This is a genomic window from Bizionia gelidisalsuginis (assembly GCF_008086185.1).
GTDB lineage: Bacteria > Bacteroidota > Bacteroidia > Flavobacteriales > Flavobacteriaceae > Bizionia > Bizionia saleffrena.
In genome coordinates, this window is the sequence record NZ_VSKN01000001.1 from 136,215 (window position 1) to 150,585 (window position 14,371).

The window sequence follows — 14,371 nt, forward strand, 5'->3', positions numbered from 1 at the left end:
AGATATATTAAATTTATTTATGCTTGAGAATTAAATCCTATTTAAATAGTAATGCCCTAATAATCTTTTAAAAGAATGGATTCTGGATAGATTAATGTCTCTATTTTTTGTTTAGGTATAGATCGTCCCCCTCCATTTGGTCCTCTGTAACTTTGCAATTCTTTATACTTTTTTTCATATTCTTTTATATAATCATCCCAAGACATCGGGTTTAATTCTAATGTAATAAGAGGGTTTTTAATAGTTACTTCTTCATTCTTCATATTAATAGCGTTTGCCATTAGTTTCAATACACCGTCATCCGATTCTACTTGTAATATAAGTCCTGGTAAACCGTAAAATTTCCAAGGCCCCGTTTGAAAAGGAATTTCGGTAGTAAAATAAGCTGTGTATTGTCTGCCGCGGTATTCTGTAGTCGCTTGCTGGCAAGTATAGCCTAGTATGTCTTTCTTCTCATTTTTAATTTTTCAATTAAAAATATTCATAGAATCCTTTACCAAAAAAGGCTTCATACCAACCCGTTCGATACTATAAATATGTCTTGTTTTTGAGTCTTTATAAATTATAGGATTGTTTTTAGGTTTAATGGCGAGGATAGAGCCACCATTTTCCCCAGCTTGTTCTTCAATAAAATTAAAGTTGCCTACAAAGTCCATTTCGTAATGCGAAAGCACACCATTGGATGTTAATTTTGAATTTACTGTTGTTGTAGAAGGACTTGTTTTAGGCTGAATAGAGTACGTGTAATCGGCAATTAATATACTTTCTTGAGAGTGACCGAGACTTGCACAAAGTATGAGTATAAAAAAGTATAATTTATTTTTCATTTTGTAAATTTTAATCTGATTTTACAGCGAACGAAAGATCGTAATAGAAAGTTTAATATATGTTAAAATCCTCATCTGAATTATCTGCTATTTAATTATATAATGTTGCTAATATATTATTATTATTATTATTATTATTATGTTTTGAGGCGTAAATGCAAATAATTTTGAAAATAAAATAAATAGAAAGAGTTTTCTTTGGAACCCTAAAGTCATAAAACTAAAAAAGGATAGCGTGAGCTATCCTTTTTGTATTAAAAGAGTTTCTATACGAACTCACAATTTTATTTTTATATCCCAGTATAATTACTTGGTGTAATAGCTTTTAATTCTGTTTTAATAGCATCGCCAACTTCAAGCGTATCAATAAAATTAGCAATAGACGTTTGCGTAATCGCTTCGTTAGTTCGTGTTAAACCTTTTAGAGCTTCATACGGGTTTGGGTATGCTTCACGACGCAATATTGTTTGGATCGCTTCGGCCACAACTGCCCAGTTGTTTTCTAGATCGGCAGCAAATTTACTTTCATTTAAAAGCAATTTATCCAATCCTTTTAATGTTGAAGCAAAACCAATTAATGTATGTCCAAAAGGCACACCAACATTACGTAACACCGTACTATCTGTTAAATCACGTTGTAAACGAGAAAGTGGTAATTTTGCCGATAAATGCTCGAAAATAGCATTAGCTAGTCCTAAGTTTCCTTCACTATTTTCAAAATCGATAGGGTTAACTTTGTGTGGCATTGCGCTACTTCCAACTTCACCAGCTTTAATTTTTTGTTTAAAATACTCCATAGACACATACGTCCAGATATCTCTATCTAAATCAATAAGTATCGTGTTTATACGTTTTAAACAATCAAACAAAGCCGCCATATGGTCGTAGTGCTCAATTTGAGTGGTTGGAAACGAGTGGTGTAATCCTAATTTATTATGGACAAAAGCACTTCCAAATGCCTTCCAGTCTATAGACGGGTAAGCCACTTTGTGCGCGTTATAATTTCCTGTTGCTCCACCAAATTTCGCAGCGCTTGGGATAGCGTTTAATAAATTAAATTGTTCCTGTAAACGCACAACAAAAACGTCTAACTCTTTGCCTAATCGAGTAGGCGAAGCGGGCTGGCCGTGAGTTCTAGCTAACATTGGTATGTCGGCCCATTCTGCAGCGAGTTCTTTTAAACGGTTTAATAATTTAGTGTATTCAGGAACGTAAGCCCCATTCATAGCGTCTTTAATACTTAACGGAATCGCTGTATTGTTAATATCTTGAGACGTTAAACCAAAATGGATAAACTCTTTAAACTTTGATAAATTTAAAGCATCAAATTTTTCTTTAATAAAATACTCAACAGCTTTAACATCATGGTTTGTTACACTTTCTATTTTTTTAATAGCTAGCGCGTCTTCCGTAGAGAAGTTTTTATATATAGCTCTTAATTCTTCAAAACGAGAGGAATCTACGCCGTCAAGTTGCGGTAATGGTTGTTCACAAAGTGCGATAAAATATTCTATCTCTACTAAAACACGGTATTTTATTAGTGCTTCTTCAGAAAAATAAAGAGTTAATTTATCAATTTTGTTTCTGTAACGGCCATCAATTGGAGAAATGGCATTTAATGTAGATAATAACATAGTGATTTTGTATTGTTTTTGAAAAAAAACAAAGATAGCTTTTTTGGACGATGATTACCGATTGTATTTTTAGGAATTTCTTAAAATATTGCTTTTTATAATTACTGTCTTTAACCCTTTTAACAGAACACGGTTTGTAACTTTATTAAAATAACACTTGGTGTTAAAAAAGTGATTTTAATGCGGTAGAAAGGACGCTTTTTAAATAAAGCATTGCTGTCTTTTAGAGTGTTACAATTAATTGTTGTTTCTTAATACTTAAAGTGAGGTGGCCTTATCGCACTTATCGGATAACAATTAATCGCTGCATTTTTTTTAGGATCTGTTGTGCTCTATCTTTAAAACCAATACTTTGCATTTGGTAATCGCGCTCTAAAATCAGTGAAGTTCCGGATGAAAGCAAGAGTATTCGTTACCAAATAAAAACAAACTATTCATAGTATAGGCTTTGGGTGCAATGCCGTCATCGTTTATCATCGAATCAAAACAAGACGCAATCATTTTTTCTTTGTGTGTTTCGTCTAAATGATGCTTGACTAGCGCATCGAGTTTAGAATAGTATGCCGTGTTATCTATGCGCCGACTTTTGCGGCAGGTCGCACAGCAGAATCAAGGTGCACAGTATGCATTTGGTTGATAAGCGTCTCTAAATAGGGGTGACAAGCCTCTAGTTTTTGCCCGCACTTAATAGCGGAAACCCACTCGGCTCGGCACGAAATAGGATCGTTTGGCGTAAACAGAATATTGAGTAATTGTGGGATTAAATTTGGGGTGTTAATGACCCGATTAGCATAATACAATTGTTTTTATCGCGCGTGATTTACCTAATTTAATTTGTCGTAGAGTTGCTGTAGTGTCCCTAGTTTTTTTACTTTTGAATTCTAATGTAATCAAAAACATGAAACTCCTAAAAAAAATACTAGTCGCTTTATTTATTTTATTTATTGTAGCTCAGTTTTTCCGACCAGAAAAAAATGACGGTAACTTAGAATCGGTCAACGCGTTTCTAGCTGAAACTAATCCGCCAGAAAACGTAAAAGCTATTTTGAAAGAATCGTGTTTCGATTGTCATACCAGCGCTTCACGATATCCTTGGTATAATGCGATTACGCCAGTTAATTACTGGTTAGCAGAACATATTAACGACGGAAAAAAGCATCTTGATCTCTCAAATTGGGAGGGTAATTCGGTAAAACGAAAAGACCATAAATTTGAAGAGATTATAGAAATGGTAGAACAAAAAGAGATGCCGTTACCCAGCTATATATGGACACATAGTGAAGCGCAATTAAGCGAGTCACAAATTCAAGCAGTTATAGATTGGGCAAACCAAGTGCGATTAGGCTATGCATTAGCGCCAAGGCCAGAATAGTATAATTATTTTAATGTGAAAAAAAACATACTTATTATCGGTTTTGTTTGGCCCGAGCCTAAAAGTTCGGCTGCTGGAAGTAGAATGATGCAATTAATTGCGGTGTTTCAAGCTCAAGAGTATACCGTTACATTTGCAACCGCGTGTGCTAAAAGTGCTAATGCTTTCGATTTAGAAAGTATTGGTGTTAAAACGGCCGCTATTGCAATAAACAGTGCGAGTTTCGACACGTTTATTTCAACTTTAAATCCTGAAATTGTGATGTTCGATCGGTTTAATGTCGAAGAACAATTTGGGTGGCGGGTTGCAGAACAGTGCCCAAAGGCGCTACGTGTTTTAGATACCGAAGATTTACATTCCTTACGACGCGGCCGTCATCAAGCCTATAAAGATAACGCTGAATTTAATACCCACTATTTGTTTAACGATACGGCAAAGCGTGAAATAGCGAGTATTTATCGCTGTGACCTTACCTTAGTTATTTCTGAAGCTGAAATGACCTTATTAAAAGAGCAATTTAAAGTTGATGAGCGCCTACTGCTGTATTTGCCGTTTATGCTAGATTCCGTTTCGGTTGCTGCACAACAACAGCTTCCATCGTATTCTAAGCGCAAACATTTTGTAACCATAGGGAATTTTTTACACGAACCCAATTACAATTCTATTTTGTATTTAAAAGAAAGTATTTGGCCACTAATTAAACAACAATTACCAGCAGCCGAAATGCATATTTATGGTGCTTATGCCACTCAAAAAGTAACACAACTTCACAATGAAAAGGAGGGCTTTTTAATAACGGGATTTGCCGAGAATGTGGCTACAGTAATGCAGAATGCAAAAGTCTGTTTAGCGCCTTTACGGTTTGGCGCAGGGTTGAAAGGAAAGATCGTAGATGCAATGGTAAGCGGAACACCTTGTGTAACGACAACAGTGGGAGCCGAAGGCCTTTTCGGAAATTTAAATCCCAATGCCTTTATTGAAGATACTCCAAACGCTTTTGCAAATAAGGCCATTGAGTTATACAGTACTGAATTTATTTGGAATACGTTTCAAAACAACGGATTTGAAGTGGTAAACCAGCGCTTTAATAAACTTCATTTTGGAGCGCTATTGGTACGTCGACTGAAATCTCTAATAACAGATTTAGAATCTCATAGATTACATAATTTTACCGGTCAGTTACTAATGCATCATACGTTGCAAAGCACAAAGTTTATGAGTAAATGGATTGAAGCCAAAAATAGAAAAGATTAAACTAAAGACAAGAATAGAAAGAATCTAACTCGCTTTTAAATAAAAACCCTCCTGCAATACGAAATTACAGGAGGATTTTTTGTGGTGTAAAACAGTTTTTTATTTACTGTTTTTGTGCTTATTCAATTCGTCTTGCAGTTGTCTGCGCACTTTTTGTTCACGTTCTAGAGCGACACGTCTGTGATCTTCAAATTCTTCTTCGGTTTCAGAAAGTGCTGTTCTCGCTTCTTTAGTAACCACATTACTATTTTTAAATCTATAAATGAAAAAAAGGAGTAAGGCTAATAAAGCGCCAATAATAGACCAAAGTAGGGTGTTATAACCCGATTTACTCATTTGTAAACCGAAAAGAGACATACTGTCTTTTTCTAAATTTGTCTTGTCTAAAGATTCCTGAGTGTTTGATAAACCAGATTTTAACTTCGAAATTTCTTGATTCTGATTGTCGCTAATAGCTTGCGTCGCATCTAGATTTTTATTAATGGCTTTTAATGAATCTAGTGTGTGTGCTTTAAGAGCATATAACCACGTTTTCTTTACAACTTTATACTCTTGGTAGTCGTTAGAGCGTTGTATAACAAACTCAAATTGATTGTCTAAAGTACCACTATTTAAAGATAGTTTTTCCTCTTCTTCGGTTACTTTGTTTTGAGCTTTAGTGTGATGTGATAAGTTGAAAATTATAAGAAATACAACTAGTATCTTGCAGTTATTCATTGTTAAAAATTAAAGTAGTTATAAATACCGAGAAGGTATAAAATAAAGTTTAGTGAGTAAATTTATAGATAATGAAAAGCCTCACTAAAAGTGAGGCTAATGTATATACGTTAAACATCTTTAAATTGGATGTTTTACTTATTAATAATACGTAAAACGTCTTACTTTAGCGATGTATTTTGCTAAGCGAATCACTTGGTGACTGTAACCGTACTCGTTATCGTACCATACGTAAAGGATAGCGTTTTTACCGTCTTCTCTTACTATGGTAGCTTTACTGTCGTAAATAGAAGGAGCGGAGCAACCAACGATATCGCTGGACACTAATTCATCGCTCATTTCGTATTTAATTTGCTCTACTAAATCGCCCTCTAAAGCGTATTTTTTTAAGGTTGCGTTAATGCTTTCTATGCTTGCTTCAGATTCTAACTCTAAGTTTAAAATAGCTAAGGAACCATTAGGAACAGGCACGCGAATAGCGTTTGAGGTTAGTTTACCTTCAAAACTAGGCAATGCTTTACTTACTGCTTTTCCAGCGCCAGTTTCTGTAATTACCATATTTAATGCTGCTGCACGGCCACGACGGTATTTACTATGGAAGTTATCTACTAAGTTTTGATCGTTAGTGTAGGCATGAATAGTCTCTAAGTGACCGCTTTTTACGCCGTACGTATCTTCGATCGCTTTTAAAATAGGAGTAATAGCATTTGTAGTACAAGACGCTGCCGAGAAAATATCGATTTCGTCTGGGTTGTGTTCTAAGTGGTTAACACCGTGAACAATGTTTGGTACTCCTTTTCCTGGTGCTGTTAATAACACTTTATCTGCGCCTTTAGAAGATAATAAACGACTTAACGCTTCTTTGTCTCTAAACACACCTGTGTTATCAATAATTAAAGCATTATTAATATCGTATTGTGTATAGTCGATATCTTCAGGTTGGTTTGCTGAAATAATTCTAACGGTTGTTCCGTTTATAATTAATGCTTGTTTTTCTAAATTTATTCCAACCGTTCCAGGGAAATCTCCGTGAACAGAATCGTTGCGTAATAAAGAGGCTCTTTTTTCTAAAATTGTAGCATTTATAGCACCACGTGTTACAATTGCTCGAAGACGTAATTGACTACCTTTTCCGGTTTTGGTCATTAACTCTCTCGCAACTAAACGCCCAATTCTACCAAAACCGTATAACACGACATCTTTAGGTGTAATCGCTTCGTAAGCATTAGCGCCTTTAAGTTTACTTGCAACAAAGGCGATAGCATTACTAAAGTTTTTTTCTTCTAGATGGTATTCGTACGTTAATTTACCGATATCTAACTTTGCTGGTGGAACATCTAAGGTTTGTATCGCTTCAGCTATTTCTACAGAATCAAAAACAGAGATTGGTTTTTGTACAAATTCTCCAGCGTATTCGTGAAGATTTAAAATTTCGCTTACATTTCTATCAATAAGTTGATTTCTAAAAAGAACTAACTCAATAGATTTGTCGTACCATAGGTCGCTTACAATTTTAATAAATTCTACAGTTGCTCTACGTCTGTCTGCTTGAAACGCTAATTCGCTTTCGTAAGTTTCGTTAACTGGCATCTTTTAAAGTGTTTAGTGTGTTGTTTAAGTTTGTGCAAAAGTATAGATTTTTAAGGTTTTTCTGAAACTTTTTAACTAAAAAAACAAAAGCACTTTATGGTCTATAAAGCACTTTCAATATTACTGTAACAAAAAGAGATTAACGCAATCCATATCGGGTTTTTTCGCCATTCGAATTAATGATTTCTATGTTTAATGGTTGGTACGGATTTCTATTTTTTATAATGGTTTGTACGTCTTCTATAGAGTTGACTTGGGTATTATTAATAGCTGTAATAATACTCCCTTCGGTAACACCATCACGCTTAAAATAATCGGCATATTGGCTATTCAGTTTTACTATTTTCACACCTTCTTTAACGTTGTAGGGACGTAAATCTTTGGGTTTAGCTTCTTTTATAACACCAATATTAGGAATAGTGTAAGTATCGTTTTTTAATAAAGTTACGCCCGCTTGTTTAGTAATGCCATTTCTTAAATACGTTACTACCACGACATCATTTGGACGCTTAGTATCTAATAAGCCCCTTAAATCCGAAAACTTAGAAATTTTAACTTGGTCTATACTCTTAATAATATCACCGTGTTGAAGTCCGGCAGCTTCGGCGCCGCTATCTTCTTCTATAGTATCAATATAAAATCCTTCTGTTTCATCAACGCCTAGCTTTTCGGCCACCATACTGTTTAATGCTCCTCCCGTAACACCCAAAATACCATTTTGGACATTTCCATATTCCATAATATCTTCCACTACTTTTCGAGCAATATTACTTGGCACCGCAAAAGAATACCCAATATACGATCCTGTTTGAGAGGTAATGGCCGTATTTATGCCAATAAGTTCCCCGAGCGTGTTAACAAGAGCGCCTCCAGAATTTCCGGGGTTTACAGCGGCATCGGTTTGTATAAACGACTGTTTGCTTTGTCCCGATAGATCTCTAGATTTTGCACTAATAATTCCAGCAGTAACGGTGGAGGTTAAATTAAAAGGGTTGCCAACTGCCAATACCCATTCACCAATTTTGACGTGATCACTATCGCCAAACGTTATGTAAGGTAAATTTTCATCGGTTTCTACTTTTAAAAGCGCAATGTCCGTTTTAGGATCTGTTCCTATAATTTTAGCCGGTAACGTTTTATTGTTGTTAAGCGTTACGCTTAATTTTTCAGAACCATCAATAACGTGGTTGTTGGTAATAATGTAGCCATCGGGCGAAATAATTACGCCACTACCAGTGCCTAATTGCATGCGTTGTGGGAGACGTCCCATAAACAAATCTTCAATAGTGGGTTGGCCCGTCTCTAGAGTAACGTTTTTAACGTGTACCACCGCGTGTACGGTGCGCTCTGCTGCTGAAGTAAAATCAATGTCTTCGGCGGCAGCCAAAGCGTTAGAGTTATTATCCGTATAATTTACCGGAGTAAACGCAGCGGTAAAGGGAGCGTTTTTAACCGTTGTAATTTCATCTTTTTCTAAAAAGGTTTTATAAGCTCCTAAAGTAATTGCCCCTCCTAATACTGAAACGAAGACCATTGTTAACACTTTTTTCATTAGTATATAGATTAATTAATAATTACTATGATAACGATTAAAAATAATTATTTATTGAGTCAATTTTTTAACTTTAACGTCCATTTAACACCCTGAATAATTTTCGAAAAGCCTATATTTGCCGTAATAACTAAGCAGAAATGGCGCATACATTTTATAAATATCAAGGCACGGGAAACGACTTTGTGTTTATTGATAATAGACAACAGACCTTTAATAAAAACAATACTAAATTAATCGCTAAATTATGCGACAGACGCTTTGGTATTGGTGGTGATGGCTTGATTTTGCTAGAAAATGATGACAATACCGATTTTAAAATGGTGTATTTTAATGCCGATGGAAACGAAAGTAGTATGTGTGGTAATGGCGGAAGATGTATAGTAGCTTTTGCTAAATTTCTTAATATTATTGAGGATAAAACAGTATTTATAGCTGTTGATGGCGTGCACGAAGCCATTGTTACCGCTGAAGCTATAGCACTCAAAATGCAAGATGTCGCTACTATTGAAGAGACGCCAACCCACACGTTCTTAAATACAGGGTCGCCACACCATGTAACTAATGTGGACGATGTAAACGCTTTTGATGTTAAACTAGAAGGCGCTAAAATACGATACGGCGCTCCTTATAATGAAGCAGGAACGAATGTAAATTTTGTCACCAAAGTTAATGAGAATACTTTTACTGTAAGAACATACGAGCGTGGGGTAGAAGACGAAACCTTGTCGTGCGGTACTGGCGTTACAGCCGTGGCTTTAGCAATGCACAAGCGAAATAAAACCAAGGCAACGACTATAACCTTACAAACCGAAGGAGGAATCTTGCAAGTTTCTTTTAAAAAACAAAACGATGGTTATACCGACATTTGGTTAAAGGGACCAACACAACAAGTCTTTAAAGGAGAAATAGAATGGTAACATTACACGGCGAACATATTTACTTACGTGCATTAGAGCCCGAGGATTTAGAATTTATCTACGCCATAGAAAACGATGAATCTATATGGGAGTTAAGTGCCACTGTTGCACCATATTCTCGCTATTTAATAAAACAGTATTTAGAAAATGCGCACCAAGATATTTATGAAGCTAAGCAATTACGATTGGTTATCTGTAATAAAGAAACGCTCGTTTTAGGATTAATCGATATATTCGATTTCGATGTTAAAAACAAACGTGCTGGTATTGGCATTTTATTACAACATAGTGAGAATCGACATAAAGGCTACGGCAAAGAAGCGCTAAATTTACTGTGTAATTACTGTTTTACACATTTAGATTTACATCAATTATATTGTAATATTTCTGAAGAGAATATAGCAAGCATTAAATTATTTTCAAATCAAGGATTCCAAGACGTCGGTTTAAAAAAAGACTGGAATTACAGCAACGGAAGTTTTAAAAACGAATATTTATACCAATTAATCAACACGAATGTACATTAAAAAAATCCTTTTAGCCATAGTAATCATTGGCCTTTTTGTAGCGGGTTACTTTTCTTATTTTGTTTATAACGCAATGTTTAAACCGAATACTAATTTCGAGCCCTCTGAAACGTACTTGTATGTTCCAACCAACGCACGGTATACGGAGGTTAGAGAACGTTTAAAACCACTTTTAAAAGATATTGATGGATTTGATGCTTTAGCGGTAAGAAAACAATACACCTCGAATATTAGAGCAGGGCGTTTCGTGATACAAAAAGGAATGAGTAATAACGATATTATTAATACCATTCGCAGTAAAAATACACCGTTACAATTGGCTTTTAATAATCAAGAGTCTATTGAAAAATTAGCGGGACGTATTGCCACCCAAATAGAACCGGATAGTTTAAGGTTGCTACAAGCAATGACCGATGCCCAATTCGAAACTCAAAATGGATTTACTACTAATAACCGATTGGGGATGTATATTCCTAATAGTTATGAGTTTTTCTGGAATACTTCTGCCGAAGAGTTTAGAGAGCGTATGTTAAAAGAATACAATCGGTTCTGGAACGCGTCTAGAACAAAAAAAGCGGAATCTTTAAATCTAAAACGCGATGAGGTGATGACTTTGGCTTCAATAGTTCATGAAGAATCTAAAGAAGCTAGCGAACAACCTCGTATCGCTGGTGTGTATTTAAACCGTATTCGTATAGGGATGCCTTTGCAAGCCGATCCGACGTTAAAATATGCCGCTTATCAATTGCCAGAGTATCAAAATACGGTTATTAAACGCGTATTGAATAAGCATAAAGATATCGATTCGCCATACAATACATATCAAAATCGAGGTTTGCCACCGGGGCTTATCGCTATGCCGGACGTTACTGCAATCGATGCTGTCTTGAACCCAGAAAAACACAGTTATCTTTATTTTGCTGCCGATGCTAGTCGTCTTGGGTTTCATAAATTTGCAAAAACCTTATCCCAACACAATAATAATGCCCGAGAATATCAAAGGTATTTGTCGGCTCAAGGTATTAATAGATAATGAAATGTTGTGTCGTAGTTTGTTTGTGTATCATATTACATTCGTTTTCTGTAGGTGCACAATCTGCGGTTCAATCCTTTTTAACGCCTAGCGATTCATTACATATTCCTCGACGAAATGCCGTGGTTATTGCCGAAGCTTCCATTGGAGGTTTAACATTAATCGGGTTAAATACCTTGTGGTATAGCGACTATAAGCGTTCCAAATTCCATACTATAAACGATAATCAAGAGTGGTTTCAACTCGATAAATTGGGGCACGCTTTTAGTGGATATCAATTAGGAAGACTAGGCGCTGAAACGTTAAAGTGGAGTGGAGTCCGTGAAAAAAATCGATTATTATACGGCGGAACTTTGGGGTTTTCATTTTTAACAGCTGTCGAAATTTTAGATAGTTTTTCTGAAGAGTGGGGCTTTTCTTGGGGTGATTTTACCGCCAATACTGCTGGTGCTGGATTATTTATAGGGCAGGAATTATTGTGGGACGAACAGCGTATCGCATTAAAATATTCCTTTCATCAAACTAAATATGCGGCTTTGAATCCTACTAAACTAGGACACGGATTGACCGAAGAGTTTTTAAAAGATTATAATGGGCAAACCTATTGGTTAAGTCTTAATTTATACTCCTTTTTTAAAGAGAGTACGCTTCCAGAATGGCTAAATCTAGCGGTTGGCTATGGTGCAGATGGAATGTTGGCAGGAACGAATAACGTTCAAGATTTAAAGGGGTTTCATCAAAAGCGCTACGCACAATATTACCTGAGTTTAGATCTTGATTTAACTAAAATAAAAACAAATTCGGCCTTGTTACGTACGCTTTTCAGTGTCTTTAACAGTGTTAAGGTACCCTTGCCAACTTTAGAGTTTACTAGCGAAAACGGACTCAAATGCTATCCGTTTTTCTTTTAACATACTTTAACACCTTGATTATCAGTATAATTAAAAAAGCTGTATATTTGCACTCGGAAATTTCAGGCACGCATTATAAATTTAAGTGTTTGAGAAAATCTAAAAAAATGAATAAAAAAAATAGTGTAAAGTTTTTATTATTAGCGATAACGATATGTGCATTAGCGGCATTTTCTGTATCTCCTAAAATAGATACAGAATTTGATATGACAGACCATTCTACAAAAGGATTAGATCTGGAGTATACGGTGTGTATAACCGACTCTGTTACTTTTGCCTTAGCTAATCCTAAAGAAAAAAAGTTTAGTCCTAAGCTAGGGAAATCGTTTTTAGGTTTTAAAGAAGCCTTAGGCTTTAAAGAATCTCAAAACAATTACTTCACAGTAAACTCTCTGGGATATCTAGGAAAGTATCAATTTGGAAGAAGCACTTTAGCGCTAATTGGTATTAATAACACGACAGAGTTTTTAAATACTCCAGAATTACAGGAAAATGCTTTTATAGCACTAACATCGCGTAATAAATGGGTATTGAGAAAAGACATTAAACGTTTTGTTGGAAAAAGTATCAATGGTATTAGAGTGACCGAATCTGGTATATTAGCTGCGGCGCATTTAGCAGGCCCAGGAGGTGTGAAAAAATACTTGAGAAGTTATGGTGCTTCAGGATTTTCTGATGCCTACGGAACCTCTATTGGTTCGTATATGAAACGTTTTTCAGGTTACGATACGTCGGTAATTAAACCTAATAAAGCAGCTAAAGTACGATTACAAGCGTAATTGTTAACTTTTATGAATTATAAATAACGTTGGTCTTTTATGAAGGTCAACGTTATTTTTTTTCCATTCATTTACCGTTAAAGTTCTAATGTATTCGGTAGGTAAAGTAATATCGCAAGCCACACAAACCGAAGTGTTTCCGGTTAAATAGGCGCATAGATCTTCTAATAATTTATTGTTGCGATACGGTGTTTCTATAAACGATTGTGATTGATTGTGCTCGAAAGACAATCGTTCTAAACGTTTAATCTCTTTTTTACGATCTCCCTTATCTATTGGTAAATAGCCGTTAAAAGCAAAGCTTTGTCCATTCATTCCAGAGCTCATCATAGCCAGTAAAATAGACGATGGCCCAACCAGTGGAATCACTTTCAAATTATTTTGGTGTGCAATGTTTACAATATCCGCACCCGGATCGGCAACGCCAGGGCATCCTGCTTCCGAGAGTAAGCCTACGTGCTCTCCTTTTTCGCAAGGCAATAAATAACTTGGTAAATCGGTACTATCTGTAAATTTGTTTAAAGGAAAGAGTTGTAAGGTAGACAGATCTTTTTCCGGACAAATCTTTTTAATGAAGCGTCTCGCCGTTTTTTCATTTTCAACAATAAAAATAGAAAGTGCTTCTATTTTATTTTTAACTGTTATTGGTAAGACATTAAGTGGTTCGGTATCTCCTAGGGTAGTTGGAATGAGGTAAAGTGATCCTTTTTGCATAGTTAGTCGTTCTAATAATTGGTTAAAAGGTGCTAAAAAGTAGCGGAATAAAGAGATGTGATTTATAATTAAAGGAGTCTAAACCTTTAATTTTTCGGCAATAGCATTACAAGCCACGTCTAATAAATTATATACATCTAAAAAACCAGAATCTCCTCCGAAATAGGGATCTGGAACATCTAAATTTTTATTGGGGTGACTTTCGTTTAAAATAAGTTTTACTTTCGAAATGTCTTTAGGATTACGAGCGCACTTTATAATGTTTTCGTAATTAGAACTATCCATTGCATAAATAGTGTCGAAGGTATCAAAATCGTCAACGTTAAACTGTCGTCCGCTTTGCTTAGAAATATCTAAGCCAAACTTTTTGGCAATCGCAATGGATCTTGGGTCTGGCGGGCTACCAATATGGTAATTACTAGTCGCGGCAGAATCCACTATAAAAGGAGTATCTAGTTTAGATTCTAAGATACCTTGAGCTAGTGGTGAGCGACAGATATTTCCGAGGCAAACCATTAGTATTTTAGTCATAATTTTTACG

At 35.5% G+C, this 14,371-nt stretch carries 15 protein-coding genes; 7 read left to right on the forward strand and 8 right to left on the reverse strand.

The genetic code is table 11. The features are described 5' to 3' along the window. Positions 1 to 56: 56 nt before the first annotated feature. From ES677_RS00635 to purB, 3 genes are all read right to left on the reverse strand, one after another. Positions 57 to 464, reverse strand: coding sequence for a GLPGLI family protein (locus ES677_RS00635; protein ID WP_148380282.1), 408 nt, complete (start codon positions 462 to 464; stop codon positions 57 to 59). A gap of 3 nt (positions 465 to 467) precedes the next feature. Further along, on the reverse strand, positions 468 to 827 hold the full coding sequence (locus tag ES677_RS00640) for a hypothetical protein (RefSeq protein ID WP_148380126.1): 360 nt from the start codon (positions 825 to 827) through the stop codon (positions 468 to 470). A gap of 290 nt (positions 828 to 1,117) precedes the next feature. Further along, positions 1,118 to 2,461, reverse strand: coding sequence for an adenylosuccinate lyase (gene purB / locus ES677_RS00645; RefSeq protein WP_148368692.1), 1,344 nt, complete (start codon positions 2,459 to 2,461; stop codon positions 1,118 to 1,120). An 898-nt stretch (positions 2,462 to 3,359) separates the two neighbouring features. On the opposite strand from purB, the gene ES677_RS00655 reads away from it, so the two are divergent. Both ES677_RS00655 and ES677_RS00660 read left to right on the forward strand, forming a co-directional pair. Then, on the forward strand, positions 3,360 to 3,833 hold the full coding sequence (locus tag ES677_RS00655; protein WP_148368691.1) for a heme-binding domain-containing protein: 474 nt from the start codon (positions 3,360 to 3,362) through the stop codon (positions 3,831 to 3,833). A 15-nt stretch (positions 3,834 to 3,848) separates the two neighbouring features. Further along, positions 3,849 to 5,087, forward strand: a complete 1,239-nt coding sequence (locus tag ES677_RS00660; protein ID WP_148380127.1) for a glycosyltransferase — start codon at positions 3,849 to 3,851, stop codon at positions 5,085 to 5,087. A gap of 99 nt (positions 5,088 to 5,186) precedes the next feature. On the opposite strand, the gene ES677_RS00665 is transcribed toward ES677_RS00660, so the two are convergent. From ES677_RS00665 to ES677_RS00675, 3 genes are all read right to left on the reverse strand, one after another. Then, the gene (locus tag ES677_RS00665) at positions 5,187 to 5,804 is read right to left on the reverse strand and encodes a tRNA (guanine-N1)-methyltransferase (protein WP_148368689.1); all 618 of its coding nucleotides are present in this window, start codon (positions 5,802 to 5,804) and stop codon (positions 5,187 to 5,189) included. Positions 5,805 to 5,945: 141 nt separating this feature from the next. Beyond that, on the reverse strand, positions 5,946 to 7,394 hold the full coding sequence (locus tag ES677_RS00670; RefSeq protein ID WP_148368688.1) for a glyceraldehyde-3-phosphate dehydrogenase: 1,449 nt from the start codon (positions 7,392 to 7,394) through the stop codon (positions 5,946 to 5,948). Between the two features lie 139 nt (positions 7,395 to 7,533). Next, positions 7,534 to 8,946 carry a trypsin-like peptidase domain-containing protein gene (locus ES677_RS00675; RefSeq protein WP_148368687.1) on the reverse strand — a complete coding sequence of 471 codons (1,413 nt, stop codon included), beginning with the start codon at positions 8,944 to 8,946 and terminating at the stop codon, positions 7,534 to 7,536. Between the two features lie 140 nt (positions 8,947 to 9,086). On the opposite strand from ES677_RS00675, the gene dapF reads away from it, so the two are divergent. The 5 genes from dapF to ES677_RS00700 all read left to right on the forward strand — a co-directional run bounded on the left by dapF (position 9,087) and on the right by ES677_RS00700 (position 13,116). Further along, entirely contained in the window at positions 9,087 to 9,866 is a 780-nt protein-coding gene (dapF, locus tag ES677_RS00680) for a diaminopimelate epimerase (protein WP_148368686.1), read from the forward strand. Next, positions 9,860 to 10,393, forward strand: coding sequence for a GNAT family N-acetyltransferase (locus tag ES677_RS00685; protein ID WP_148368685.1), 534 nt, complete (start codon positions 9,860 to 9,862; stop codon positions 10,391 to 10,393). Before dapF ends, ES677_RS00685 begins: the two co-directional genes overlap by 7 nt. Beyond that, the gene (gene mltG, locus ES677_RS00690; RefSeq protein ID WP_148368684.1) at positions 10,383 to 11,426 is read left to right on the forward strand and encodes an endolytic transglycosylase MltG; all 1,044 of its coding nucleotides are present in this window, start codon (positions 10,383 to 10,385) and stop codon (positions 11,424 to 11,426) included. The genes ES677_RS00685 and mltG overlap by 11 nt, the downstream gene beginning before the upstream one ends. 23 nt (positions 11,427 to 11,449) lie before the next feature. Further along, a complete protein-coding gene (locus tag ES677_RS00695; RefSeq protein WP_317130596.1) occupies positions 11,450 to 12,337 on the forward strand; it encodes a DUF2279 domain-containing protein in 888 nt (295 codons plus the stop codon). A gap of 107 nt (positions 12,338 to 12,444) precedes the next feature. Further along, positions 12,445 to 13,116, forward strand: a complete 672-nt coding sequence (locus ES677_RS00700) for a peptidoglycan-binding protein LysM (protein ID WP_148368682.1) — start codon at positions 12,445 to 12,447, stop codon at positions 13,114 to 13,116. A 3-nt stretch (positions 13,117 to 13,119) separates the two neighbouring features. On the opposite strand, the gene ES677_RS00705 is transcribed toward ES677_RS00700, so the two are convergent. After that, positions 13,120 to 13,830 carry an SAM-dependent methyltransferase gene (locus tag ES677_RS00705; protein ID WP_148368681.1) on the reverse strand — a complete coding sequence of 237 codons (711 nt, stop codon included), beginning with the start codon at positions 13,828 to 13,830 and terminating at the stop codon, positions 13,120 to 13,122. A gap of 78 nt (positions 13,831 to 13,908) precedes the next feature. Next, complete coding sequence (locus ES677_RS00710; protein WP_148368680.1) at positions 13,909 to 14,361, reverse strand: low molecular weight protein-tyrosine-phosphatase; 453 nt, start codon at positions 14,359 to 14,361, stop codon at positions 13,909 to 13,911. Positions 14,362 to 14,371: the final 10 nt, after the last annotated feature.